Raw genomic sequence first — 21,871 nt, forward strand, 5'->3', positions numbered from 1 at the left:
GGGGGTCTCCGGTGGGTCGGTGGCGGGCGCTGTCGCCCGTCGTCGCCGTGACGGTAGATCAAGGGGTGCCGGTTACTTCAACGGAACCGGCTTCGACGGAGCTGGCGTCAACGGAACCGGCTCCAACCGGAACCGGCTCCAACCGGAACCGGCTCCAACCGGAACCGGCTTCACCGGAAGCGGCCCTCCGGGTACGGTCGGGGGCATGACGCAGACCGGGCCGGCGCCGCTGCCGGCGGACTTCTTCCCGGCCGACTGCCCGGTGCAGTCGGTGCCGGTGCTGGGCAGCCGCAAGTGGGCCTGGCGGATCATCCGCTGCCTGGAGGACGGGCCGCGCCGGTTCTCGGAGCTGCGGGTGCCGTTGGCGGGCATCACCGCGAAGGTGCTGGCGGAGTCGCTGCGTTCGATGGAGCAGGACGGCGCGGTGGTCCGTACCGAGTACGCGGAGAATCCGCCGCGGGTCGAGTACGCGCTGACGCCGATGGGGCGGACGCTGCTCGGGCCGATGGACGCGATGTGCGACTGGACCAGGGAGAACCTGGGCAGTCTGCTGGCGGCCCGGCTGGAGTACGAGCGCGCCGAAGGCTGATCGGAGAGGGGACGGGCGCCGGCCTGGCAGCATTTCGGCGGTCGCTGGCGGCCTTGCCGCTGGTGGGGCGGGGTGCGGGGCGGCCATGCTGGGCCCATGAGCACTCCTGAGCACCTCGTGAGCCCCGCCGACGCGATCGTCCCCGACACCAAGGACTGGACCTGGGTGCTGGAACGCGCCTGCCCCGACTGCGGGTTGGACACCCCGGCGGTGGCCGCGACGGATGTCGCCGCCATGGTCCGGGCGAACGCGGAGGGCTGGCTGGCGGTGCTGGCGGGGGACGAGGACGGGCTGCGCCGTCGGCCGAGCCCGGAGATCTGGTCGGACCTGGAGTACGCCTGCCACGTCCGGGACGTCTTCCGGCTGTTCCTGGTCCGGCTGAACCTGATGCTCGACCAGGACGGCCCGCTGTTCGCGAACTGGGACCAGGACGAGACGGCGGCCGCCGAGCGCTACCGGGAGCAGCTGCCGCGGGTGGTGGCCGGGGAGCTGGCGGAGGCCGCGGAGGCCCTGGCGGCGGCGTTCGGGGCGGTGTCGGGGGAGCAGTGGGGGCGGACCGGGAACCGCAGCGACGGGGCGCGCTTCACCGTCGAGTCCTTCGCCCGCTACCTGATCCACGACCCGGTGCACCACCTGTTCGACGTGACGGGCGAGCGGGTCTGACCCCGGTCGCCGGTCGCCGGTCGCCGGTCGCCGGCAGCCGGGCGGCTCACCAGCCGGAGGCCTCGCGGAGCATGGTGCGCCGGAGCCGTCCGGCGACGCTGGCGGTGTCGGTGCCGATGACGTCGGCGATCTCGGGGGCGGCGAGGCCGACGACGTAGTGCAGGATCGCCAGGTCGTCGTCGGCGGGGTGGCGGTCGGGGACGGGGGTCTCCTCCGGGGTGTGTTCGGCGACGGTGCCGCGCAGGATCTGCCAGGCGAGCGCGGTGGGGTTGGGGCTGGTGAGCAATTCCCGCCACTGGACGGCGATTTCGGCGAACGCCTGTTGGACGGCGGTGGCCGCGTCGGCGTGCTCGGTCAGCCACACCCGGGCGTAGCTGAGGTACCGGGGACGGTGGAGTTCGCAGAAGGCCGCGAACTCGAGCGGTACGTCCTCCGGTTCGCCGGGCCCCGGGGGAGGTTCGGCGGCACTCGCGTGACGGTTGGTCATCTCGTCTTCTCGGAAGGGGAGATGGGTTTCTGACGGTCGATCATCTGTGCTCACTCTACGGTAGGCCCTCGGTGCGCTGGGTGACCAATCCGATGGAATGCCTGGAACCCACTGCGGTGCGTCCGGTTCCGGTGGCGGGTGGTGCGGCGCGGGCGGCGGTACTGCCGGGTGGAGGGCCGGTCGGGGGCCGCTGGGGCCCGGTCGGGGGGAGTGCTGCACAGTGGTGCGGGGACGTGGGTGCGAGCGTGTCGCAGCTGGTCAGAGGAGGTAGGACGGCAGTCGTCGCACGGCAGTTGAGGTGCCACCGTAGGGCCTGTCGGGTCCGGCGTCCACGCCCAGGGCGCGAAGCCGCGCCCGCACAACCGCCTGCGCAACCGCACTCACTGCGGGGGTTGCGTCGGTGCGGGTGGGGCGGGCACGTCGAATGCGCCCCGGCGGCTTGCGGCGACCGGGGCGCGGGGCTGGGCGGGAGGGTGCCGCCCGGTCAGGAGTTCGGGCGGGCCTCCGTGGGGGCGATCAGGTCGTCGACGGCGTTGCCGCGTTCGACCTGGGCGGGGAAGGACTCGACGGCCCGGCGCCGGGCCAGCTGGGCGGCTGTCGCGGCCGCCGCCGCAGCCGCCGCCGCGGCTCCCGCGGCGGCCTCCTCGCGTTCGCACCGACGGGTGCCGGGTGCCCCGGTGGCGTGCCCGCCGCCCGGGTGCGCCCCTCCGGTGTGCGTCGCGCCCGTGCGCGCCCCCGCGGCCCGTCGTCGACGTCCGAGCTCGACCCGCTCGGCGTGTTCCTCGGCCGCCTGTCTAGCGGCCAGGTAGGCCTGCACTGCTGCCATGCCGTAGACCGGCTGGATGAGTTGGTGCCCCTTGAAGAAGGGTCTGGCCGGGGCGAACCCGGCGGCGACCACGAGGTCGCGGATCTCTGCTATCTCGGCCTCGCTCCGGGCGGTGAAGCGGACCTCCCAGCCCTTCTTGTACGTATGGCCCTTCTCACCGCTGCGGCGGGCCGGGTCCGGGCGGCGGACGTATCCGGGCAGACGGCCGAGGCGGAGCTGGGCCGCGCGGAGGCCGGCGGTCTCGTCACGTGACATGACGTAAGCCTAGGCAATCCCAGGGGCGCGATTGACGCCCCGGGGGTCCCTCGCCGTATGCCCTTGATCACTCTGGGTCAGACGACCAGGTCGGCGATCGTTTTCGATCAAAGCTGATAGCCATATGAACGTCATTTACTCCAAATGAGTGAGGGTATGGGGACTTTAGTGCAGGCTGATCCCGGTTTCGCGACGGTTGAGTAACAGTGCGTCAGGCAGTGTCACGCGAGCTGCGGCGGTTGGGGATGGTGGGCGCATGAGCGAACGAAGTGAGCGATTCGTTGAGGGGTGCGCATGGGTGAATGCCCCCGCCGAGCGTAGCGAGGTGGGCGCATGAGCTACCGGATCCCCTCGCCGCCGCCGTCCCTGGAGGAGCTGGCGAAGCGTCAGCAGAACGTCGTCACCGCGAGCCAGCTGCGCGCCCGGGGCGTGCCGGCCCGGGTCATCACCGAGCACTGCCGCCGCGGCGGACCCTGGCAGCGGCTGCTGCCCAGGGTCTACCTGCTCCAGGGCGGCGAGCCCACCCCGGAGCAGCGGATGTGGGCCGCGCTGCTGTACGCGGCGCAGAACGGCCGGGAGGAGGGCCGCCGCGAGGGCGCGGTGATCACCGGGGCGGCCGCGCTGGCGCTGTACGGCTTCGCCGCCGTGCCCCGGCTGCCCGCGGTGACCGGGGTGGACGTCCTGGTGCCCCGTCAGCGCCGGCTCAAGGACGCCGGCGAGGTGCGGATCCGGCGCACCGAACGGGAGTTGGAGGCCCGGTCGGTGCACGGCCTGGCCTGCGCCCCGGTGGCCCGGGCGGTCGCCGACGCGCTGGGTGAGTGGACGGCGGAGGGGCTCCCGGTGGACGCCCCGGTGCCGGTGCGCGAGGTGCTGCGGGAGGCCGTGGCCCGTCCGGAGAACCGCTGCACGGTACGGGAGTTGGCCGCCGAGCTGGTCGAGTCGGGGCTGACCGGGGAGCCCAGGGTCCGCGCCGCGCTGGACGAACTCCTCGCCGCGGAGCGGGAGTTCGTGCTGGAGCGGGTCGACCGGCTGGTGGACGAGTGGCTGCTGCCCGCCCCGCTGGTCGCCCCGGAGCTGCGGATGCGCGGCGGCACCTACATCGGTGTCCCGGACCTCTACTGGCCGGAGCAGGGCGTCGCGGTGGAGGTGGACTCGGACCTGCGCTGTGTCAGCGAGGGCGAGGCCGCCTGGGTGCGCGGCGGCCAGCACCGGATGGAGTACCTGGGGATCCGGGTGGTGTACGTCTCCGGCGCCCGGCTGGCCGCCGACCCGGAGGCGGTCGGCGGCGAGCTGCGCGAGGCCTACCGGGCGGGCGGGACGGACGTGGTGGAGCTGATGGTGGTCTGAGAGGGCCTGAGGGGTCAGCCCTCAGGCCGGCCGGACCACCGGCGCGCCGACCAGTTCGACCCCGGCCGCCCGCAGCTCCTCCAGCGCGGCGGCGGTGGTCTCCGGCGCCACCCCGGCGGTGAGGTCGAGCAGCACCCGGGTGGTGAAGCCGGCCCGGGCCGCGTCCAGCGCGGTGGCCCGGACGCAGTGGTCGGTGGCGATGCCGACCACGTCGATCTCGTCGACCTGCCGTTCGCGCAGCCACTCCACCGGGCCGCGGTTGTTCTCGTCCAGCCCCTCGAAGCCGCTGTAGGCCGCCGAGTAGGCGCCCTTGTCGAAGACCGCCTCGACCGCCCCGGAGATCACCGAGGGCGCGAAGTTGGGGTGGAAGCCCACGCCTTCGGTCCCGGCCACGCAGTGCACCGGCCAGCTGGAGACGTAGTCCGGTTCGGCGGAGAAGTGCGCGCCCGGGTCGATGTGGTGGTCGCGGGTGGCGAGGATGTGCTGGTAGCCGGGGGAGGACTCGGCGATCAGGTCGGTGATGGCGGCGGCCACCTCGGCGCCACCGGCGACGGCCAGGCTGCCGCCCTCGCAGAAGTCGTTCTGCACGTCGACGACGATCAGTGCCCGGTGCATGGCTCGCATCCTCGGATGTGGGGGGCGGGTGCGCCCCGGTGATAGGGGTCCTCGCGAACGCCTGACGGCTCGGGAGGAAGTCCAGGGGAACTCTACGGCTGACTCTAGGGAGTGGCGCGCGGGGGCGGAAGGCCTGTGACCGGCCGCCGGTCCGCGCGGTCCACCGTCGGAACGGACGCCCGGAGCGGACATCCGTGAGCGGATCAGTCGATCAGCTCGGTGGGGATGACCGGGTCCCCCTTGGAGAGCTGGGTGGCCGACAGCGGCAGCGCGGCCCGGGCCCGGATGTGCCGTTCGCGGGCGGCGGTCAGCGGCTCGCGGCCGACGGTCTCGCCGGCCAGCACCAGCGGCACCTGGACGAGGTGGGGCCGCAGCTCCTCGGGGACGGCCCCGGTGCCGACCACCTCGGCCTCGGCGACGCCCTCGGCGTCGGGCCGGCGGGCGGCCCACTTGCGGCCGCCGACGCTGGTCTTGCCGCCGGCCGCGCGCTTGGCCACCGGGACGAGCGGGCCGTCCGGGGTCTCGGCGCGGGCGACCAGCTTGTAGACCATGGCGCAGGTCGGGTGGCCGCTGCCGGTGACCAGGCTGGTGCCGACTCCGTAGCCGTCCACCGGGGCGGCGGCGAGGGCGGCGATGGCGTACTCGTCGAGGTCCGAGGTGACGATGATCCGGGTCTTCTCGGCGCCGAGCTCGTCGAGCTGACGGCGGACCCGGTGGGCGGCCAGGATGAGGTCGCCGGAGTCGATCCGGACCGCGCCGAGTTCGGGCCCGGCCACCTCGACGGCGGTGCGGACGGCCTCGTGCAGGTCGTAGGTGTCGATCAGCAGGGTGGTGCCCCGGCCCATCGAGTCGATCTGGGCGCGGAAGGCGTCCCGCTCGCTGTCGTGCACCAGGGTGAAGGCGTGCGCGGAGGTGCCGGTGGTGGGGATGCCGTGCAGGTAGCCGGCCTCCAGGTCGGAGGTGGCGGCGAAGCCGGCCACGTAGGCGGCCCGGGCGGCGGCGACGGCGGCCTGCTCGTGGGCCCGGCGGGCGCCGAGTTCGATCACCGGTCGGCCGCCGGCCGCGGCGGTCATCCGGGAGGCGGCGGCGGCGACGGCGGAGTCGAAGTTGAGGATCGACAGGATCACCGTCTCCAGGATCACCGTCTCGGCGAAGCTGCCCTCGACGGTGAGCACCGGCGAGCCGGGGAAGTAGACCTCGCCCTCCGGGTAGCCGTGGATGTCGCCGCGGAAGCGGTAGTCGGCGAGGAACCGCAGGGTCTCCTCGTCGACCACGCCCTGGGCGGACAGCCAGTCCAGTTGGGCGGTGTCGAAGCGGAAGTTCTCGACGGCGTCCAGCACCCGGCCGGTGCCGGCCATCACGCCGTAGCGGCGGCCGCTGGGCAGGCGTCGGGTGAACGCCTCGAAGACGGAGCGGCGGTGCGCGGCCCCGCTGCGCAGGGCGGCCTGCAGCATGGTGAGCTCGTAGCGGTCGGTGAGGAGCGCGGTCGACGCGGCCGCGCGCACTGATGTGGCGTCCATGAGGATGATGCTACTACCACTTAGCGTCAGAGTGACGATTTCTCGTCGAGCGACCCGGGGCGGAATCGCCCGGGTGTCCCCCGGATGGCAGCATGGGGCTTGAGGAGTAACGGACGAGTGTGCAACGAGGAGGCCTGCCGGTGAGTGTCGCGCCCGTGGAGATCGAGCGCCCGGAGGTCGAAGCGCAGCCGGTGACGGAACCGGACACGCCGTGGGTGACCATCGTGCACAACGACCCGGTCAACCTCATGAGCTACGTCCAGTACGTCTTCCAGGCCTACTTCGGCTACCCGAAGGACAAGGCCCGGAAGCTGATGATGGACGTGCACACCAAGGGCCGGGCGGTGGTCTCCAGCGGCTCCCGCGAGGAGATGGAGCGGGACGTCCAGGCGATGCACGGCTACGGCCTGTGGGCGACGCTGCAGCACGACTGACCGCCCACGCGGCGCACAACTGACTGACCGCCCGCCGGTCCGGCGGCGCGGCCGAAGACGACGAAGACGGGCTGACCGATACAGATGGCTGGGTTGTTCGAGAGCACCGGCGATGGTGGCGCGGCGATCGCGCTGGACGAGGTGGAGGCCTCCATCCTGCGCTCGCTGGAAGTGCAGATGCTGGAGCTGATCGGCCCCGGCCCGGGCGGGGAGAGCGACGACCCGCTGGCGGCGCTGTTCGCCGAGGGGCCGACCGAGGCGCCCGCCGACCCGGCGCTGGCCCGGCTGTTCCCGGACGCCTACGGCGACCCGGCCGAGCCGGCCGACGCCGAGGTGCGGGCCGCCTCCGGCGAGTTCCGCCGCTACACCGAGCTCGACCTGCGGGCCCGCAAGCGGGACGACGCGCTGCAGGTGGTCCGGTCGCTGGACGACCTCGGCGGCGGCGGGGTGCTCAAGCTGGCCGCCCCCGACTGCCTGCGCTGGCTGGGCGCGCTCAACGACCTGCGGCTGACCCTCGGGGCGCGGCTGGAGATCACCGAGGAGGACGAGCAGGGTCTCTACGAACTGCCGGACGCCGACGAGCGCAAGCCGCTGGTGATGGCCTACCTCTGGCTCGGGGCGCTCCAGGAGTCGCTGCTGGAGGCGATCACCGACTGATCCCGGAGCGCTTTCCCCCGCTCCGCCGCCCCCTCGCTCCGGCGATCCTGCCCGCTTTCGGGCAAGCCCCGGCCGTTCCGTCCAGCATGTGGACGAGCGGCCGGGGTATTTTCACATAAATCGGGCAAACCGGCACAGGCCATGCTCAAATATCGCTCAGATGAACACCGGTATCCGGATCGTGCGTGGTACGACTTCTCCCCACTTCTCCCCACAAACGAGACCCACCAGGACGGGTGACCATGGCCGAGCAGACGTACGACCAGGTGGTCGACGGGAAACCGGACGAGGAGGGCTACGAGCGGGGGCTCGGCAGCCGCCAGATCCAGATGATCGCGATCGGCGGCGCCATCGGCACCGGCCTCTTCCTCGGCGCCGGCACCGCCATCTCCAAGTCCGGGCCGAGCCTGATCCTCTCCTACGCCGTGGCCGGCGTGGTGATCTTCGCGATCATGCGCGCCCTCGGCGAACTGCTCACCTACCGCCCGGTCTCCGGCAGCTTCGCCGAGTACGCCCGGGAGTTCCTCGGCCCCTTCGCGGGCTACGTCACCGGCTGGACGTACTGGCTGTTCTGGGTCGTCACCGGCATGGCCGAGACCACCGCCGCCGCCGTGTACGTCAAGTTCTGGGCGCCCGACATCCCGCAGTGGGCCAGCGCGTTGACCTTCCTGGTCATCCTCTACACGGCCAACCTGATCTCGGTGAAGCTGTTCGGCGAGATCGAGTTCTGGTTCTCCATGGTCAAGGTCACCGCCATCATCGGCATGATCCTGATCGGCATCGGCGTGCTCACCCTGGGCTTCAGCAAGGCCGGTGACACCGCGTCGATCACCCACCTGTGGCAGGACGGCGGCTTCTTCCCCAAGGGCATCGGCGCCACCGTGATGACCCTGCAGATCGTCATGTTCGCCTACCTGGGCGTCGAACTCGTCGGCGTCACCGCGGGCGAGAGCGAGAACCCCGAGAAGACCCTGCCGCGCGCCATCAACACGCTGCCCTGGCGGATCGCGCTGTTCTACATCGGCGCCCTGGTGGTCATCCTCTCCCTCGTGCCCTGGCGCGAGTTCCAGCCCGGCGTCAGCCCGTTCGTCGCCGCCTTCGGCAAGATCGGCATCCCGGCCGCGGCCGGCATCATCAACTTCGTGGTGCTCACCGCCGCGCTCTCCTCCTGCAACTCCGGGATGTACTCCACCGGCCGGATGCTGCGCGACCTCGCCCTGCGCGGCCAGGCCCCCGGGCAGCTCACCAAGCTCAACACCCGCCGCACCCCGGCCTTCGCGATCACCGTCTCCTGTCTGCTGATGGGCGCCGGCGTGGTCCTCAACTACCTCGTCCCGGCACGGGCGTTCGAGTACATCACCTCGGTCGCCACGGTCTGCGGGCTGTGGACCTGGGCGATGATCCTGATCTCCCAGATCCGCTACCGCAAGGCCTGGAAGGCCGGCCACCTGCCGCCGCCCAGCTTCAAGGCCCCCGGCGGCGCCTGGGTCAGCTGGGCCGCCCTCGCCTTCCTGGCCATGGTCGTGGTGCTGATCGCCCTGGACGCGGACAACCGGATCTCGCTGTACGTCTTCCCCGGCTGGGCGCTGGTGCTGGTGATCGGCTACCAGGTGCTCAAGCGCCGCAACCCGCAGTCCGTCCACGGCACCGCCCACGACCACCTGCACGCCCGCGACGGCGCCTGACGCCCCGGGCCCGCGACCGGGTGTCCGTACCCGGGTGTCCGCCGCCGCGACCGGCTGGCGGACACCCGGCGACCGGGCCTCGGACGCCCCGGCGGCCGACCGCCGGTGCGTGGCATCCTGACCGACATGCTGACCATCACCCGAGAAATCCGCGACCGGATCGTGGCCCACGCCCGCGCCGACCACCCGGACGAGGCCTGCGGCGTGGTCGCCGGACCGGCCGGCAGCGGCCGGCCCGAGCGGTTCATCCCGATGCTCAACGCGGCCCGCTCGCCCACCTTCTACGAGTTCGACTCGGGCGACCTGCTCAAGCTCTACCGCGAGATGGACGACCTGGACGAGGAGCCGGTGATCGTCTACCACTCGCACACCGCCACCGAGGCCTACCCCTCGCGCACCGACGTGAGCTACGCCTCCGAGCCGTTCGCCCACTACGTCCTGGTCTCCACCGCGGAGGGCAACGACGAGGCCGACCCCTACCAGTTCCGTTCGTTCCGCATCGTGGACGGCGAGATCACAGAGGAAGACGTCCAGGTCGTCGAGGCCTACCCGGCCTGACCAGCACCCACCTGGACCCGGCCCGCCGACCCGCCACGAGCGGTCGGCGGGCCCCTGTCGTTCCAGGGAATCTCAGCATCGGAAACGACAACATCCGGATCCCGAGACGGGCATGTCCGAGCGGGCCGGGGAATCTATACGATGAGCCCATGCGTTCCGTCGATGTGAGCAACCAGGCCCCGGGCACCCGCCTCGTGGCGCGCCTGCACATCGACCTGTGCCGGCACGCCGGCGCGATCTGTCCCGGTACGCCCGCGCGCTCGCGCTGAGAGCCGCCCCGCCCGGGCCCCGCCGCTCCTTCCCGGCGGCGTCGAGCCCAGGCCACCCTCCGCCCCGCCGCGCCCGCTGCGGCCCACCCACCTCCACGACTCGCACAGGAGCGCATCCATGGCCATCGAGGTCCGCATCCCGACCATCCTCCGCACCTACACCGACGGCGCCAAGGCCGTCGAGGGCAACGGCAGCAACCTCGGGGAACTCTTCACCGACCTCGACGCCCGCCACCCCGGCATCGCCGCCCGCCTGCTCGACGGCGGCGAGCTGCGACGCTTCGTCAACGTCTACCTGAACGACGAGGACGTCCGCTTCCTGGAGGGCATCTCCACCGCCCTCGCCGACGGCGACAGCGTCACCATCCTGCCCGCCGTGGCCGGCGGCGCCCGCTGACCTCCAGGCTCCCCCTCCCGCCGCACCGGGCGGGGGAGCCGCCCCTCTTCACCCTCACCGCCGTGGCCGGAGGCCTCCCTTGCGATACGACAGTCCGCTCGAAGCCGTCGGCAACACCCCGCTGGTCCGCCTCCCGCGGCTGTCCGCCGCCGTCCCCGGCAACGACGGCGGCCTGGTGACCCTCTGGGCCAAGCTGGAGGACCGCAACCCCACCGGTTCCATCAAGGACCGCCCGGCGCTGCACATGATCGAGCGCGCCGAGGCCGACGGCCGGCTCACCCCCGGCTGCACCATCCTGGAGCCCACCAGCGGCAACACCGGCATCTCGCTCGCCATGGCCGCCAAGCTCAAGGGCTACCGGATGGTCTGCGTGATGCCCGAGAACACCAGCGAGGAACGGCGCGAACTGCTCCGGATGTGGGGCGCCGAGATCATCCCCTCCCCGGCCGCCGGCGGCTCCAACACCGCCGTCCGGATCGCCAAGGAGATCGCCGCCGAGCACCCCGACTGGGTCATGCTCTACCAGTACGGCAACCCCGACAACGCGGGCGCCCACTACGCCACCACCGGCCCCGAGATCCTCGCCGACCTGCCGACCGTCACCCACTTCGTGGCCGGCCTCGGCACCACCGGCACCCTGATGGGCGTCGGCCGCTACCTGCGCGAGAAGGTCCCCGGCGTACGGATCGTCGCCGCCGAACCGCGCTACGACGACCTGGTGTACGGGCTGCGCAACCTCGACGAGGGCTTCGTCCCCGAGCTGTACGACGCCGAGGTGCTCACCACCCGCTTCTCGGTCGGTTCCGCCGACGCCGTCCGCCGCACCCGCGAACTCCTCCAGCAGGAGGGCATCTTCGCGGGCGTGTCCACCGGCGCCATCCTGCACGCCGCGATCGGCGTCGGCCGCAAGGCGGCGGCCGCCGGCGAGCGCGCGGACATCGTCTTCGTGGTCGCGGACGGCGGCTGGAAGTACCTCTCCACCGGTATCTACACCGCCGAGTCCACCGAGGCGGCGGTCGAGGCATTGCAGGGCCAGCTCTGGGCCTAGCGGCCCGACTGTTGCCCCGACTAGCGGCCTGAGGTCGCCCGCTGGGCCCGGGCCCAGACCTGGCGGTCCACGGTGCCGGCCCGGCGGCGGAAGGCCGACAGCGGCACCTCGCGCAGCTCGTCGGTCTCCAGCCAGCTGGTCCGGCCCTGCCGGTCGCCCACCGAACCGGGCGGCAGCGGCAGCACACCGGGGCGCTCGGTGTGGTGCTTACTGGTGATCTTCGCGACGGTGGCGGTCCGGCCATGCACCCGCAGCACCAGGCAGGGGCGGTCCTTGGAGCCCGGGCCGTCCTCGAACGGCACCTCCGCCCACCAGATCTCCTGCGGCTGCGGTCCGGCCTTGGTACCGGGGTGCGGCCGCGGCCCGGTCGGGGCGGCCGGGCGTGACGCGGGGCGGGTGCGCCTGACCAGCGCCGCCGCGACGGCGGCCAGCACGGCGACGCCCGCCAGCAGGAGAACGATCCAGATGCCAGTCATGCCGCGAACCGTACCGGGCCGGTGGTGAACGCCACCACCGTGGCGGCAGTGACGGTTGGCCATTTGTCCGTGCGTTGCTCCCGGTTCGTCACGGAACGGCTACGACGCCCGTTCTGCGGCTTTCGCCCCGGTGCCGTCCGGAGAGGCTGCCTCACGAACGTCCGCCCCCGTCCCCCCGGAGGTGCCTTCGTGAACAGGAACGAACTCTGGTCGTACGCCGAGATCGCCCGGCACATCAACGTCCAGTCCGAGACCGTCCGCAACTACCGGCGGCACGGGCTACTGCCCGAACCGGACGTGATCGACGGCAGCGGACACCCCCGCTGGTACCCCGAGACCATCCGCAGCTGGGCCCGCAACCGCCCCCGGCACCGCTGATCCGGCGCCGCGGCCCCCGCCCCGGCGGTCTGGGTGATTCCAGCCACAGCCCGGCACGGGGACGGGGGCAAAGTGCCGCTCCGCCCTTACCCTCGACACACCAACGCAGTGCTACCGGCCGGTCCACCGGCCCGGCCTGCCGTTTTCCATGCTGTTTTCCATGCCGTTTTCCAAGGGCAGCCAGGACGTGTCGGGGCGGAGGGGCTCGGATGAAACTGACCGTGGTGGGGTGCTCGGGGAGCTTCCCGTCCGCCGACTCGCCGTGCTCCAGCTACCTGGTCGAGGCCGACGGCTACCGCGTGGTGCTGGACCTCGGCAACGGCGCGCTCGGCGCGCTGCAGAAGTACACCGGCCTCTACGAGGTCGACGCCGTCCTGCTCAGCCACCTCCACGCGGACCACTGCGTCGACCTGTGCGCCTACTGGGTCGCCCGCAACTACCGCGCCGAGGGCTGCCCCGACCTGCTGCCGGTGTACGGCCCGGCCGGGACGGCCGAGCGGCTCGCCCGCGCGTACGACATGCCGGAGAACCCCGGAATGAAGGAGGTGTTCGAGTTCCGCACGCTCACTCCGGGCAGCTTCGAACTCGGCCCGTTCCGGATCTCCGTCGCGCAGGTCAACCACCCGGTGGACGCCTTCGCCTTCCGGCTGGAGCACGGCGGCCGCTCGCTGGTCTACTCCGGCGACACCGGTGAGAGCCCCGAACTGGTGGAACTCGCCCGCGACACCGACCTGTTCCTCTGCGAGGCCGCGTACCTGGACGGCCGCGACACCTACCGGGCCGTCCACCTCAACGGCCGGGAGGCCGGTGAGCACGCGGCCGCCGCCGGGGCCCACCGGCTGGTGCTCACCCACATCCCGCCGTGGACGGACGCCGAGCGCAACCGCCGCGACGCCGCCGCCGCGTACGCCGGCCCGGTGGAGCTGGCCCGGGCCGGCGCGGTGTACGAGATCTGAGTTACGGGCTGTTGCGCTAGCGCCGTCCGGGCACCGGCAGGCCGAGGTGGTCGCGCAGGGTCGGGCCGGTGTAGTCGGTGCGGAACACCCCGCGCTCCTGGAGCAGCGGGACGACCCGGTCGACGAACTCGTCCAGGCCGCCCGGGGTGAGGTGGGGGACGAGGACGTAGCCGTCGGCGGCGTCGTTCTGCACGAAGTGGTTGATCTGCCCGGCGACGGTGGCGGGGGAGCCGATGAAGGACTGCCGGCCGGTCACCTCGATGACCAGTTCGCGGCTGGTCAGGTTCTTCTCGGCGGCCAGGGCGCGCCACCGCGCGGCGGTGCCCGCCGGGTCCGGGAGGCGGACGCGGCCCTGGACCAGCGCGCTGTCCGGGTCGGGGTCGACGGTCGGCAGCGGTCCGTCCGGGTCGTGGCCGGACAGGTCGACGCCCCAGACCTGCTCCAGGTAGTTGATCGTGGTCTGCGGCCCGACCTGGGCCCGGCGGACCTCGGCGGCGCGTTCGGCCGCGTCGGCGTCGGTGTCGCCGAGGACGAAGGTGGCGGCCGGCAGGATCTTCAGCTCGTCGGGTTTGCGGCCGTAGCCGGCCAGCCGCCGCTTGACGTCGCGGTGGAAGGCCTGGCCGTCGGCGAGGGTGGAGTGGCGGCTGAAGATGACGTCGGCGGCGGCCGCGGCGAACTCGCGGCCCTCGTCGGAGTCCCCGGCCTGGATGACCACCGGGTGGCCCTGCGGCGGGCGGGGCAGGGAGAGCCACCCCCGGACCTCGAACTGCCGTCCGGCGTGCCGCACTTCGGCGTCCCCGGTGTCCGCGAAGCCCCTGGTGTCGCCGGAGTCCCACAACTTCCGTGCCAGTTCGACGAATTCGGCGGCCCGGGTGTAGCGGTCGGCACGGTCCAGGTAGCCGCCGCGGCGGAAGTTCTCCCCGGTGAAGGCGTCCGAGGAGGTGACCACGTTCCAGGCCGCCCGGCCGCCGGACAGGTGGTCCAGGGAGGCGAAGCGGCGGGCCAGTTCGTACGGCTCGTTGAAGGTGGCGTTCACCGTGGCGGCCAGGCCGATCCGTTCGGTGACGGCGGCCAGGGCGTTCAGCACGGTGATCGACTCGGGGCGGCCGACCACGTCCAGGTCGTGGATGCGGCCGTTGGTCTCGCGCAGCCGCAGGCCCTCGGCGAGGAAGAAGAAGTCGAACTTCCCGCGCTCGGCGGTCTGCGCGAGGTGGCGGAAGGACTCGAACTCGATGTGGCTACCGGAGGCCGGGTCGCTCCACACCGTGGTGTTGTTGACGCCGGGGAAGTGGGCGGCGAGGTGGATCTGCTTGAGCGGACGGTCCGTCATCGGGTCACCTCGGCGAGGGCGGGGGTGGCGGGGGCGTTTCCGGTGGTGGCGCTTCCCGGGGTGGTGGCGGCGTAGCGGCTGGCCGGCCGGGCCAGGCCGAGGTGGTCGCGCAGGGTGCGGCCGGAGTGGCCGGCCCGCAGCAGCCCGGTGGCGCGCAGGGCGGGGGCGACCCGCTCGGCGAGGCCGGTCAGGTCGCGTCCGGGCTCGGCGGGGACGAGGTGGAAGCCGTCCACGCCGGTGCCGGTGGCGGCGAGTTCGGCGATCAGCCGCAGTTCGGCGTCCCGGTCGGGCAGGGCGGCGTCGAGCCGGGCGAGGATGCGCAGCTGTTCGCCGGAGCGCAACCGCAGTTCGGTGGCGGCGGTCAGCCGGGCGGCCCGGTCGGGGGCGTCGAGGAGGACGACGTCGGCGTACCGGATCGCGGTGTCGACCCGGGCCCGTCCGCCGGGGGAGGCGCCCCGGGCCAGGTCGGCGGCGGCCACCGGCACCACGACCACCGGGCGGCCCTGCGGCGGGCGCGGGGTGATGGACGGGCCGCGGACCGAGAAGTGCCGGCCCTCGAAGTCGATGTAGTGCAGCTTGTCGCGGTCGATGAACCGGCCGGTGGCGGCGTCGCGGATCTCCGCGTCGTCCTCCCAGCTGTCCCAGAGCCGGGCGGCGACCTCGGCGGCGTCGGCCGCCTCGGCCCACAGCTCGTCCTCGGGGGCGACCGGGCGGCGGCCGAAGGCGGCGGCCTCGGCCTCGGTGCCGGAGACGCCGACCAGCCAGCCGGCCCGGCCCGCGCTCACCCAGTCCAGGGTGTTCAGCGAGATGGAAGTGTGGAAGGGCTCGGTGTGGGTGGTGGTGACGGTGGGGACCAGGCCGATCCGCGAGGTCAGCGGGGCGATCCGGGCGAGGGTGGCGAGCGCGTCGGGGCGGCGCGGCTCGGCGGTGAAGGAGTCGTCGAGGGTGACGAAGTCCAGTCCGCCCCGCTCGGCGAGGCGGGCGAGGTCGGCGTAGTGCCCGGCGTCGAAACGGCCGGGGCTGTCGATGGCGGCGGAGAGGTGCAACTGGCGGGGCATGGCGGGCCTGGCTTTCCTCGTGCGGAGGTGCGCGGAGGTGCGCGGCGGCGCGCGGACCGCGGCCCCGTACGGGTGCGGGGCCGCGGCTGCGCGGTCGCGCGCGGGTGCGCGGTGACGGCCCGTGGGCGGGCGGGAGCCCACGACGGGCGGGGAGAGGACGGCCGGCGCCGGGCGGGGACTCAGCCGGGCGGCGGCGGGGTGAAGGGTCGGCTCAGCCGCGACACGCCGCGGACCACACACGACCGAAGTCGATGTGGCTGCGGGTCACCAGCGGGCACGAGGCGTTCACCGGTTCAGTTGACCAGGGCTTCCGGCGGTTCGTCAACCGCCGTTTCCGCACGGTGGAACTCCCTGCGGACATCCCGACACGCCGAAGGCCCCGCCCGGCCGCCGGGGGAGCGGCGGTGGGCGGGGCCTTCGGAGCGGGCGGGACCGGCGTCAGGCCTTGGTCACGTCCTCGATCTCCTCGTCGTCCTCGCGACCGGGGGTCTTGAGGTCGAACTTGGCGATCGCGAAGCGGAAGAGGAAGTAGTACAGCGCGGCGAAGACCAGGCCGATCGGGATGATCAGCCACGGGTCGGTGGCCTTGTTCCAGGCCAGCAGGTAGTCGATCAGACCGCCGGAGAAGGTGAAGCCGTCGTGCACGCCGAGCGCCCAGGTGACGGCCATCGAGACGGCGGTGAGGACGGCGTGGATGACGAACAGGGCCGGGGCGATAAAGACGAAGGCGAACTCGATCGGCTCGGTGACACCGGTGACGAAGGAGGTCAGGGCCAGCGACACCATCATGCCGGTGATGGCCTTGCGGCGGTGCGGCTTGGCGGCGTGGGCGATGGCCAGTGCGGCGGCGGGCAGCGCGAACATCATGATCGGGTAGAAGCCCGACATGAACTGTCCGGCGGTCGGGTCGCCGGCGAAGAAGCGGGTCAGGTCGCCGTGCACGACGGTGCCGTCGGGCTTGGTGAAGTCACCGGTCTGGAACCAGGCGTAGGAGTTCACGAACTGGTGCATGCCGACCGGCAGCAGACCGCGGTTGACCAGGCCGAAGGCGCCCGCGCCGAGCGCGCCGGCCCCGATCAGGGTGTCGTTCAGGCTCTTGATGGCGTCGCCGATCGGGCCCCAGGCCAGGCCGAAGAAGACGCCGACGGCGGTGCCGACGAAGGCCATCATGATCGGGACGAGGCGGCGGCCGTTGAAGAAGCCGAGCCAGTCGACCAGCTTGGTGCGGTGGTACTTCTGCCACAGCACCGCGGCCAGCAGACCGATCACGATGCCGCCGAGGACGCCCGGGTTCTGGTAGGTCGCGGCTTCGTCCTTGCCGGGGAGGATCTTGTACTCGGTGATCGGGAACGCGGTCAGCACGTTCTTGTACACCAGGTAGCCGACCAGCGCGGCGAGGGCGGTGGAGCCGTCCGCCTTCTTCGCGAAGCCGATCGCGATGCCCACCGCGAACAGCATCGGCAGGTTGTCGAACACGGCGCCGCCGGCCGTGGCGAAGACCGAGGCGACCTTGTCCCAGCCGAGGCCGTCCTTGCCGAAGACGTCGTCCTGGCCGAGACGCAGCAGCAGACCGGCGGCGGGGAGCACCGCGATGGGCAGCTGGAGGCTGCGGCCGATCTTCTGCAGACCCTGGAGGAGGTTCTGACCGAACTGCTTGGCGGGGCTGGGCGAGGCCGGAGCCGTGGCGGGCGCCGGTGCCTGCGCAGACTGACTCATGGGGGTGGGTTCCTAACGGCATGGCGGTCGGTCGGGGGGAAGGCACGGGGGCCGAACCGCGAACTGGTCTACACCACACGTGGTGTAGACCAGTTTTGTAGCACGGGTGGAGAAGTCGGGGAACCCCGGATAGCGCTGTTGCCGGGAAGCGCTATGAAATCGAAACCTGGATGCGGAGCGACGATCATGATTTCAGTCGCGATTGTGATTTTGGCTATTTGCGCAACAAAAAGCGCCGAGCCCGTGCGGCGCCCGGGTCGTGGCGGCTCCGGCGGTCGCCGTGAGGGTCGGGTCCGGACGATCCGGCCGCTCCGGGGCGTGGGCGGCGGCTGCTGAGAGTGACCGGAGGGTCGCGGAGGTGCCCGGTGGGACGGTCGTCGCCGGTGGTCGGTGCCCGTGCCGGCCGACGTCCGCCCGGCCGGATCGCGACCGAATTACCTTTTCGGTGAACGCCGGGTAGGGAATTCCGTCCTTTGTCGAAATGCCGAAGGCCCCCGGACCGGTGGGTCCGAGGGCCTTTACGGGTGGTGTTCCGGGTGCTGCCGGGCGGCGCCGGTCCGGTATTCGGGGAATCAGGCCTTGGTGACGTCCTCGACTTCGGCCTCGTCCTCCCGGCCGGGTGTTTTCAGGTCGAATTTGACGATGATGAACCGGAAGAGCGCGTAGTACACCGCGGCGAAGCAGAGCCCGATGACGATGATCAGCCAGGGTTTGGTGGCGAGCCCCCAGTTGATCACGTAGTCGATCAGGCCGGCCGAGAAGCTGAAGCCGTCGTGCACCCCCAGCCCCCAGGTGACCGCCATCGAGGCGCCGGTCAGCAGCGCGTGCACGCCGTACAGGGCCGGGGCGATGTAGGCGAAGGAGTACTCGATCGGCTCGGTGACGCCGGTGACGAAGGAGGTCAGGCCGACCGAGAGCATCAGGCCGTAGATCTCCTTGCGGCGGTGCGGCTTGGCCGCGTGGGCGATCGCGAGCGCCGCGGCGGGCAGCGCGAACATCATGATCGGGAAGAATCCGGACTGGAACTGCCCCGCCGTCGGGTCGCCCGCCAGGAAACGCGGGATGTCGCCGTGCACGATGCTGCCGTCGGCCTTCGTGAACTCGCCGAACTGGAACCAGACGAAGGTGTTCAGCAGCTGGTGCATACCGATCAGCAGCAGCGCGCGGTTGAAGAGGCCGAAGATGCCCGCGCCGCCCGCGCCGAGATCGGCGAGGTTCTGCGAGAAGTCGTTCAGGCCGCGGCCGATCGGCGGCCAGACCCAGAGCGCGATGCAGGCGGTGGCCAGGCCCACCACGGCGGTGATCATCGGAACGAGGCGGCGGCCGTTGAAGAAGCCCAGCCAGTCGACCAGTTTGACGCGGTGGAACCGGACCCACAGCCAGGCCGACATCAGGCCGATCAGGATGCCGCCCAGCACCCCCGGGTTCTGGTACGTCGCGGCCGCCACCTTGGCGGAGCTGTAGTCCACGCACTGGGCGGTCCACGCGTCGGGGACCTGGACCGTCCCCGCCTTGCAGTGCTCGGGGAAGGCGTGCAGCACCTTGTAGTAGACGAGGAAGCCGACCACGGCCGCCAGCGCCGTCGAACCGTCCGCCTTCTTGGCCATGCCGATCGCCACGCCGATGCAGAACAGCAGCGGCAGGCCGAGCGAGGAGTCGAGCAGTGCGCCGCCGGCCGCCGCGAAGACCTTGGCGACGTTGTTCCAGCCCAGGCCGTCCTTGCCGAACACGTCCGGCTGGCCGAGCCGGTTGAGGATGCCGGCCGCGGGGAGCACCGCGACGGGGAGCTGCAGGGAGCGTCCCATCTTCTGGAGGCCGCCGTAGAAGGTGTGCCACCACACGTTCTGCGGGGCCGTGGCGCCTGCCGAACTCATCCTTCGCCCTCCGAGCGCAGTTGCCGGCCGGTGGGCCCCTGCGGGACCCTCGGGCGGGGGTCAGGAACACCCGGGGTCCTTCCTGCGTTCATCGGAGTACACATATATTGGTGTAGACCACTTTGGGACGCAGGCCGGACGCCGGGACGCGAGCCCCGCTGATCGTCATCCTCGGGTGACGGTCCGGAGCCTGCGCGCCGGGATGGGCCAAAAGTGGACTAACGTGGCATACCGGACCGGCTCGGGTCATGCTGGTCGCGCTGCCCGGCAGCGCGACCCCGGCTGAACCCGCGTCAGCCACCGGCACGGACCTCACCACCCGACGGTCGAGGACCCAACCCCAGCACAGCGCAGGACGGCACCCGGCAGAGCCGCCGAAGAGCCGAGACAGAGGGAGAAACCACATGGCCAGCAAGGCTGAGAAGATCGTCGCCGGTCTGGGCGGCATCGACAACATCGAAGAGGTCGAAGGCTGCATCACCCGCCTGCGCACCGAGGTCAAGGACGCCTCCCTCGTCGACGAGGCAGCCCTCAAGGCCGCCGGCGCCCACGGCGTCGTCAAGATGGGCACCGCGATCCAGGTCGTCATCGGCACCGACGCCGACCCGATCGCCGCCGACATCGAGGACATGATGTGAGCTGAGCCACCCGGGCTCGATCACCACGGCTCCACCACCCACGGCCCGCCGACCCGCCCAGGGGGACGGCGGGCCGAGGCACATCCGGAACCGCCGATCGGAACGGCTACGCTCAGTGGCTATGTCACGTATCGACGGCCGCACCCCCGACCAGCTCCGCCCCATCACCATCGAGCGGGGCTGGAGCAAGCACGCCGAAGGCTCCGTCCTCGTCTCCTACGGCGACACCAAGGTGCTGTGCACCGCCAGCGTCACCGAAGGCGTCCCGCGCTGGCGCAAGGGCAGCGGCGAAGGCTGGGTCACCGCCGAGTACTCCATGCTCCCGCGCGCCACCAACACCCGCGGCGACCGCGAATCCGTCAAGGGCCGCATCGGCGGCCGCACCCACGAGATCAGTCGGCTCATCGGCCGCTCGCTGCGCGCCGTCATCGACCACCGCGCCCTCGCCGAGAACACCATCGTCCTCGACTGCGACGTCCTCCAGGCCGACGGCGGCACCCGCACCGCCGCCATCACCGGCGCCTACGTCGCCCTCGTCGACGCCGTCTCCTGGGCCCGCGACCGCAAGCTCCTGCGCGCCAAGGGCCAGCCCATCACCGGCGGCGTCAGCGCCGTCAGCGTCGGCATCATCGACGGCGTCCCCATGCTCGACCTCCAGTACGAGGAGGACGTCCGCGCCGAGACCGACATGAACATCGTCTGCACCTCCGACGGCCGCTTCGTCGAGGTCCAGGGCACCGCCGAAGGCGCCCCCTTCGACCGCGCCCTGCTCGACCGGCTGCTCGACCTCGGCACCCTCGGCTGCGCGGAGCTCGACGAGATCCAGCGCAAGGCGCTCGAGGGCTGACGCCCCTCGGGCGGAAGTCGTCGGGCTGAACCCTTCGGGCTGAACCGGCGACGGTTCGCTGTACACGCCCGGCCCACAGCCCGTACGGTTCCCGCAGCACCCCCGCTGCGGGAACCGCGCCCCCGCCGGCGCGCGTCCTCCCCACGGAACCCGCGCCCCAGGAGGACCGGATGGCCTCGTCGAGCATCGCCCGCCCCGCCGCCCTCGCCGTGGCCGCACTGATCGCGATCCTCCCGCTCAGCATGGTGAGTTGCTCCGCCGCCCAGAAGGCCATCGACTGCGGCAACACCGCCGTCAAGGTCACCGGCGACCTCGCCGACCTCACCAAGGCCTACGACAACGCCAGCAACGACTCCGCCGCCGCCGGCAAGGCGCTGCAGAAGCTCAAGGGCGACCTCGACCAGATCGGCAAGAACTCAAAGAACACCGACGTCGCCAAGGCCGTGAGCGACCTCCAGAAGCAGGCCGACAAGGTCCAGCAGGCCGTCGACAACAAGCAGTCCCCCGACCTCAAGCCGCTCGGCGACGCGGCCGGCAACCTCACCTCGGTCTGCACCGGCTGAGCCGTTCCGCTCTCTCGATAGGGTGGGCGATATGTCCACCCGTCTGATCCTCGCCACCCGCAACCAGCACAAGGTCGCCGAGCTGCGCGCCATCCTCGCCGACGCCGGCCTGGACGTCGAACTCGTCGGCGCCGACGCCTACCCCGAGATCCCGGACGTCCCCGAGACCGGCGTCACCTTCGCCGAGAACGCCCTCCTCAAGGCCCACGCCCTCGCCCGCGCCACCGGCCTGCCCGCGATCGCCGACGACTCCGGCCTCTGCGTGGACGTCCTCAACGGCGCCCCCGGCATCTTCTCCGCCCGCTGGGCCGGCAAGCACGGCGACGACCTCGCCAACCTCAACCTGCTGCTCGCCCAGCTCTCCGACATCGCCGAACCCCACCGCGGCGCCCACTTCTTCTGCGCCGCCGCCCTGGCGCTGCCCGACGGCACCGAACGCGTCGTCGAGGGCCGCCTCCTCGGCACCCTCCGCACCGCCCCGGCGGGCGACGGCGGCTTCGGCTACGACCCGATCCTCCAGCCCCTCGGCGAGACCCGCACCTGCGCGGAACTGACGGCGGACGAGAAGAACGCCATCAGCCACCGCGGCCAGGCCTTCCGCGGCCTCGCCCCGGTGCTCAAGGCCCTCCTCGGCTGAGAAGGATGAAGGCCCCGACCGATAATCATTCGGTCGGGGCCTTCGATT

At 72.0% G+C, this 21,871-nt stretch carries 25 protein-coding genes; 16 read left to right on the plus strand and 9 right to left on the minus strand.

The features are described 5' to 3' along the window. Positions 1–205: 205 nt before the first annotated feature. Together ACFVXG_RS23795 and ACFVXG_RS23800 are read left to right on the plus strand one after the other, a co-directional pair. Positions 206–589 carry a winged helix-turn-helix transcriptional regulator gene (locus tag ACFVXG_RS23795; RefSeq protein ID WP_387930406.1) on the plus strand — a complete coding sequence of 128 codons (384 nt, stop codon included), beginning with the start codon at positions 206–208 and terminating at the stop codon, positions 587–589. Positions 590–685: 96 nt separating this feature from the next. Then, complete coding sequence (locus ACFVXG_RS23800) at positions 686–1,252, plus strand: DinB family protein (protein ID WP_387930407.1); 567 nt, start codon at positions 686–688, stop codon at positions 1,250–1,252. Between the two features lie 46 nt (positions 1,253–1,298). Here ACFVXG_RS23800 and ACFVXG_RS23805 read toward each other — a convergent pair whose 3' ends face one another. Then, positions 1,299–1,739, minus strand: coding sequence for an RNA polymerase sigma factor (locus tag ACFVXG_RS23805; RefSeq protein WP_387930408.1), 441 nt, complete (start codon positions 1,737–1,739; stop codon positions 1,299–1,301). 484 nt (positions 1,740–2,223) lie between these two features. Continuing rightward, positions 2,224–2,820, minus strand: coding sequence for a hypothetical protein (locus ACFVXG_RS23810; protein ID WP_387930409.1), 597 nt, complete (start codon positions 2,818–2,820; stop codon positions 2,224–2,226). A 333-nt stretch (positions 2,821–3,153) separates the two neighbouring features. Here ACFVXG_RS23810 and ACFVXG_RS23815 point away from each other — a divergent pair, with 333 nt between their 5' ends. After that, the gene (locus ACFVXG_RS23815; protein WP_387930410.1) at positions 3,154–4,167 is read left to right on the plus strand and encodes a hypothetical protein; all 1,014 of its coding nucleotides are present in this window, start codon (positions 3,154–3,156) and stop codon (positions 4,165–4,167) included. Positions 4,168–4,188: 21 nt separating this feature from the next. On the opposite strand, the gene ACFVXG_RS23820 is transcribed toward ACFVXG_RS23815, so the two are convergent. Together ACFVXG_RS23820 and ACFVXG_RS23825 are read right to left on the minus strand one after the other, a co-directional pair. Next, positions 4,189–4,782, minus strand: coding sequence for an isochorismatase family protein (locus tag ACFVXG_RS23820; RefSeq protein ID WP_387930411.1), 594 nt, complete (start codon positions 4,780–4,782; stop codon positions 4,189–4,191). Positions 4,783–4,985: 203 nt separating this feature from the next. After that, positions 4,986–6,302 (minus strand): nicotinate phosphoribosyltransferase, encoded by a 1,317-nt coding sequence (locus ACFVXG_RS23825; protein WP_387930412.1) that lies wholly within the window; start codon positions 6,300–6,302, stop codon positions 4,986–4,988. A gap of 140 nt (positions 6,303–6,442) precedes the next feature. On the opposite strand from ACFVXG_RS23825, the gene clpS reads away from it, so the two are divergent. From clpS to ACFVXG_RS23860, 7 genes are all read left to right on the plus strand, one after another. Further along, positions 6,443–6,736: an ATP-dependent Clp protease adapter ClpS gene (gene clpS, locus ACFVXG_RS23830; protein WP_387930413.1), complete on the plus strand. Its 294-nt coding sequence runs from the start codon at positions 6,443–6,445 to the stop codon at positions 6,734–6,736. A gap of 84 nt (positions 6,737–6,820) precedes the next feature. Then, positions 6,821–7,393 (plus strand): DUF2017 domain-containing protein, encoded by a 573-nt coding sequence (locus ACFVXG_RS23835; protein ID WP_387930414.1) that lies wholly within the window; start codon positions 6,821–6,823, stop codon positions 7,391–7,393. 242 nt (positions 7,394–7,635) lie between these two features. Next, on the plus strand, positions 7,636–9,078 hold the full coding sequence (locus ACFVXG_RS23840) for an amino acid permease (protein ID WP_387930415.1): 1,443 nt from the start codon (positions 7,636–7,638) through the stop codon (positions 9,076–9,078). A gap of 126 nt (positions 9,079–9,204) precedes the next feature. Further along, complete coding sequence (locus ACFVXG_RS23845) at positions 9,205–9,636, plus strand: Mov34/MPN/PAD-1 family protein (protein ID WP_387930416.1); 432 nt, start codon at positions 9,205–9,207, stop codon at positions 9,634–9,636. Between the two features lie 149 nt (positions 9,637–9,785). Continuing rightward, positions 9,786–9,905 carry a putative leader peptide gene (locus ACFVXG_RS23850; protein ID WP_317621128.1) on the plus strand — a complete coding sequence of 40 codons (120 nt, stop codon included), beginning with the start codon at positions 9,786–9,788 and terminating at the stop codon, positions 9,903–9,905. Between the two features lie 118 nt (positions 9,906–10,023). Then, on the plus strand, positions 10,024–10,302 hold the full coding sequence (locus tag ACFVXG_RS23855) for a MoaD/ThiS family protein (protein ID WP_360496886.1): 279 nt from the start codon (positions 10,024–10,026) through the stop codon (positions 10,300–10,302). A 79-nt stretch (positions 10,303–10,381) separates the two neighbouring features. Next, positions 10,382–11,350: a PLP-dependent cysteine synthase family protein gene (locus ACFVXG_RS23860; RefSeq protein ID WP_387930417.1), complete on the plus strand. Its 969-nt coding sequence runs from the start codon at positions 10,382–10,384 to the stop codon at positions 11,348–11,350. A gap of 20 nt (positions 11,351–11,370) precedes the next feature. Here the strand turns inward: ACFVXG_RS23860 and ACFVXG_RS23865 are convergent, their stop codons facing one another. Continuing rightward, on the minus strand, positions 11,371–11,826 hold the full coding sequence (locus ACFVXG_RS23865; RefSeq protein ID WP_387930418.1) for a type II toxin-antitoxin system PemK/MazF family toxin: 456 nt from the start codon (positions 11,824–11,826) through the stop codon (positions 11,371–11,373). Between the two features lie 189 nt (positions 11,827–12,015). Between ACFVXG_RS23865 and ACFVXG_RS23870 the strand changes: the two genes are divergently transcribed. Next, positions 12,016–12,204, plus strand: coding sequence for a MerR family transcriptional regulator (locus tag ACFVXG_RS23870; protein ID WP_387930419.1), 189 nt, complete (start codon positions 12,016–12,018; stop codon positions 12,202–12,204). Between the two features lie 209 nt (positions 12,205–12,413). Continuing rightward, the gene (locus ACFVXG_RS23875; RefSeq protein WP_387930420.1) at positions 12,414–13,160 is read left to right on the plus strand and encodes an MBL fold metallo-hydrolase; all 747 of its coding nucleotides are present in this window, start codon (positions 12,414–12,416) and stop codon (positions 13,158–13,160) included. Between the two features lie 16 nt (positions 13,161–13,176). Here ACFVXG_RS23875 and ACFVXG_RS23880 read toward each other — a convergent pair whose 3' ends face one another. The 4 genes from ACFVXG_RS23880 to ACFVXG_RS23895 all read right to left on the minus strand — a co-directional run bounded on the left by ACFVXG_RS23880 (position 13,177) and on the right by ACFVXG_RS23895 (position 19,138). After that, positions 13,177–14,490, minus strand: a complete 1,314-nt coding sequence (locus ACFVXG_RS23880; protein ID WP_387930421.1) for an NtaA/DmoA family FMN-dependent monooxygenase — start codon at positions 14,488–14,490, stop codon at positions 13,177–13,179. After that, positions 14,487–15,548 carry an LLM class flavin-dependent oxidoreductase gene (locus ACFVXG_RS23885; protein WP_387930422.1) on the minus strand — a complete coding sequence of 354 codons (1,062 nt, stop codon included), beginning with the start codon at positions 15,546–15,548 and terminating at the stop codon, positions 14,487–14,489. The genes ACFVXG_RS23880 and ACFVXG_RS23885 overlap by 4 nt, the downstream gene beginning before the upstream one ends. Positions 15,549–15,986: 438 nt before the next feature. After that, positions 15,987–17,264 (minus strand): PTS transporter subunit EIIC, encoded by a 1,278-nt coding sequence (locus tag ACFVXG_RS23890; protein ID WP_387930423.1) that lies wholly within the window; start codon positions 17,262–17,264, stop codon positions 15,987–15,989. A gap of 572 nt (positions 17,265–17,836) precedes the next feature. Further along, on the minus strand, positions 17,837–19,138 hold the full coding sequence (locus ACFVXG_RS23895) for a PTS transporter subunit EIIC (RefSeq protein ID WP_387930424.1): 1,302 nt from the start codon (positions 19,136–19,138) through the stop codon (positions 17,837–17,839). A 404-nt stretch (positions 19,139–19,542) separates the two neighbouring features. Between ACFVXG_RS23895 and ACFVXG_RS23900 the strand changes: the two genes are divergently transcribed. From ACFVXG_RS23900 to rdgB, 4 genes are all read left to right on the plus strand, one after another. Then, entirely contained in the window at positions 19,543–19,776 is a 234-nt protein-coding gene (locus ACFVXG_RS23900; protein WP_030060521.1) for a glucose PTS transporter subunit EIIB, read from the plus strand. Between the two features lie 121 nt (positions 19,777–19,897). After that, the gene (gene rph / locus ACFVXG_RS23905) at positions 19,898–20,623 is read left to right on the plus strand and encodes a ribonuclease PH (RefSeq protein WP_350504787.1); all 726 of its coding nucleotides are present in this window, start codon (positions 19,898–19,900) and stop codon (positions 20,621–20,623) included. Between the two features lie 170 nt (positions 20,624–20,793). Next, positions 20,794–21,186: a hypothetical protein gene (locus ACFVXG_RS23910; protein WP_387930425.1), complete on the plus strand. Its 393-nt coding sequence runs from the start codon at positions 20,794–20,796 to the stop codon at positions 21,184–21,186. Between the two features lie 31 nt (positions 21,187–21,217). Next, complete coding sequence (gene rdgB, locus ACFVXG_RS23915; protein WP_387930426.1) at positions 21,218–21,823, plus strand: RdgB/HAM1 family non-canonical purine NTP pyrophosphatase; 606 nt, start codon at positions 21,218–21,220, stop codon at positions 21,821–21,823. Positions 21,824–21,871: the final 48 nt, after the last annotated feature.

Source organism: Kitasatospora sp. NPDC058162, assembly GCF_042884005.1.
Lineage (GTDB): Bacteria > Actinomycetota > Actinomycetes > Streptomycetales > Streptomycetaceae > Kitasatospora.

Bases quoted from the DNA above. Each gene is read 5' to 3' on its own strand.
- ACFVXG_RS23900 (WP_030060521.1), top strand. From the start codon at position 19,543: ATGGCCAGCAAGGCTGAGAAGATCGTCGCCGGTCTGGGCGGCATCGAC.
- ACFVXG_RS23885 (WP_387930422.1), bottom strand. From the start codon at position 15,548: ATGCCCCGCCAGTTGCACCTCTCCGCCGCCATCGACAGCCCCGGCCGT.
- ACFVXG_RS23805 (WP_387930408.1), bottom strand. From the start codon at position 1,739: ATGACCAACCGTCACGCGAGTGCCGCCGAACCTCCCCCGGGGCCCGGC.
- ACFVXG_RS23875 (WP_387930420.1), top strand. From the start codon at position 12,414: ATGAAACTGACCGTGGTGGGGTGCTCGGGGAGCTTCCCGTCCGCCGAC.
- ACFVXG_RS23890 (WP_387930423.1), bottom strand. From the start codon at position 17,264: ATGAGTCAGTCTGCGCAGGCACCGGCGCCCGCCACGGCTCCGGCCTCG.
- ACFVXG_RS23840 (WP_387930415.1), top strand. From the start codon at position 7,636: ATGGCCGAGCAGACGTACGACCAGGTGGTCGACGGGAAACCGGACGAG.
- rph (WP_350504787.1), top strand. From the start codon at position 19,898: ATGTCACGTATCGACGGCCGCACCCCCGACCAGCTCCGCCCCATCACC.
- ACFVXG_RS23810 (WP_387930409.1), bottom strand. From the start codon at position 2,820: ATGTCACGTGACGAGACCGCCGGCCTCCGCGCGGCCCAGCTCCGCCTC.
- ACFVXG_RS23835 (WP_387930414.1), top strand. From the start codon at position 6,821: ATGGCTGGGTTGTTCGAGAGCACCGGCGATGGTGGCGCGGCGATCGCG.
- ACFVXG_RS23855 (WP_360496886.1), top strand. From the start codon at position 10,024: ATGGCCATCGAGGTCCGCATCCCGACCATCCTCCGCACCTACACCGAC.
- ACFVXG_RS23800 (WP_387930407.1), top strand. From the start codon at position 686: ATGAGCACTCCTGAGCACCTCGTGAGCCCCGCCGACGCGATCGTCCCC.
- ACFVXG_RS23850 (WP_317621128.1), top strand. From the start codon at position 9,786: ATGCGTTCCGTCGATGTGAGCAACCAGGCCCCGGGCACCCGCCTCGTG.
- ACFVXG_RS23825 (WP_387930412.1), bottom strand. From the start codon at position 6,302: ATGGACGCCACATCAGTGCGCGCGGCCGCGTCGACCGCGCTCCTCACC.
- ACFVXG_RS23910 (WP_387930425.1), top strand. From the start codon at position 20,794: ATGGCCTCGTCGAGCATCGCCCGCCCCGCCGCCCTCGCCGTGGCCGCA.
- ACFVXG_RS23880 (WP_387930421.1), bottom strand. From the start codon at position 14,490: ATGACGGACCGTCCGCTCAAGCAGATCCACCTCGCCGCCCACTTCCCC.
- ACFVXG_RS23815 (WP_387930410.1), top strand. From the start codon at position 3,154: ATGAGCTACCGGATCCCCTCGCCGCCGCCGTCCCTGGAGGAGCTGGCG.
- ACFVXG_RS23795 (WP_387930406.1), top strand. From the start codon at position 206: ATGACGCAGACCGGGCCGGCGCCGCTGCCGGCGGACTTCTTCCCGGCC.
- ACFVXG_RS23895 (WP_387930424.1), bottom strand. From the start codon at position 19,138: ATGAGTTCGGCAGGCGCCACGGCCCCGCAGAACGTGTGGTGGCACACC.
- ACFVXG_RS23820 (WP_387930411.1), bottom strand. From the start codon at position 4,782: ATGCACCGGGCACTGATCGTCGTCGACGTGCAGAACGACTTCTGCGAG.
- rdgB (WP_387930426.1), top strand. From the start codon at position 21,218: ATGTCCACCCGTCTGATCCTCGCCACCCGCAACCAGCACAAGGTCGCC.
- ACFVXG_RS23865 (WP_387930418.1), bottom strand. From the start codon at position 11,826: ATGACTGGCATCTGGATCGTTCTCCTGCTGGCGGGCGTCGCCGTGCTG.
- ACFVXG_RS23845 (WP_387930416.1), top strand. From the start codon at position 9,205: ATGCTGACCATCACCCGAGAAATCCGCGACCGGATCGTGGCCCACGCC.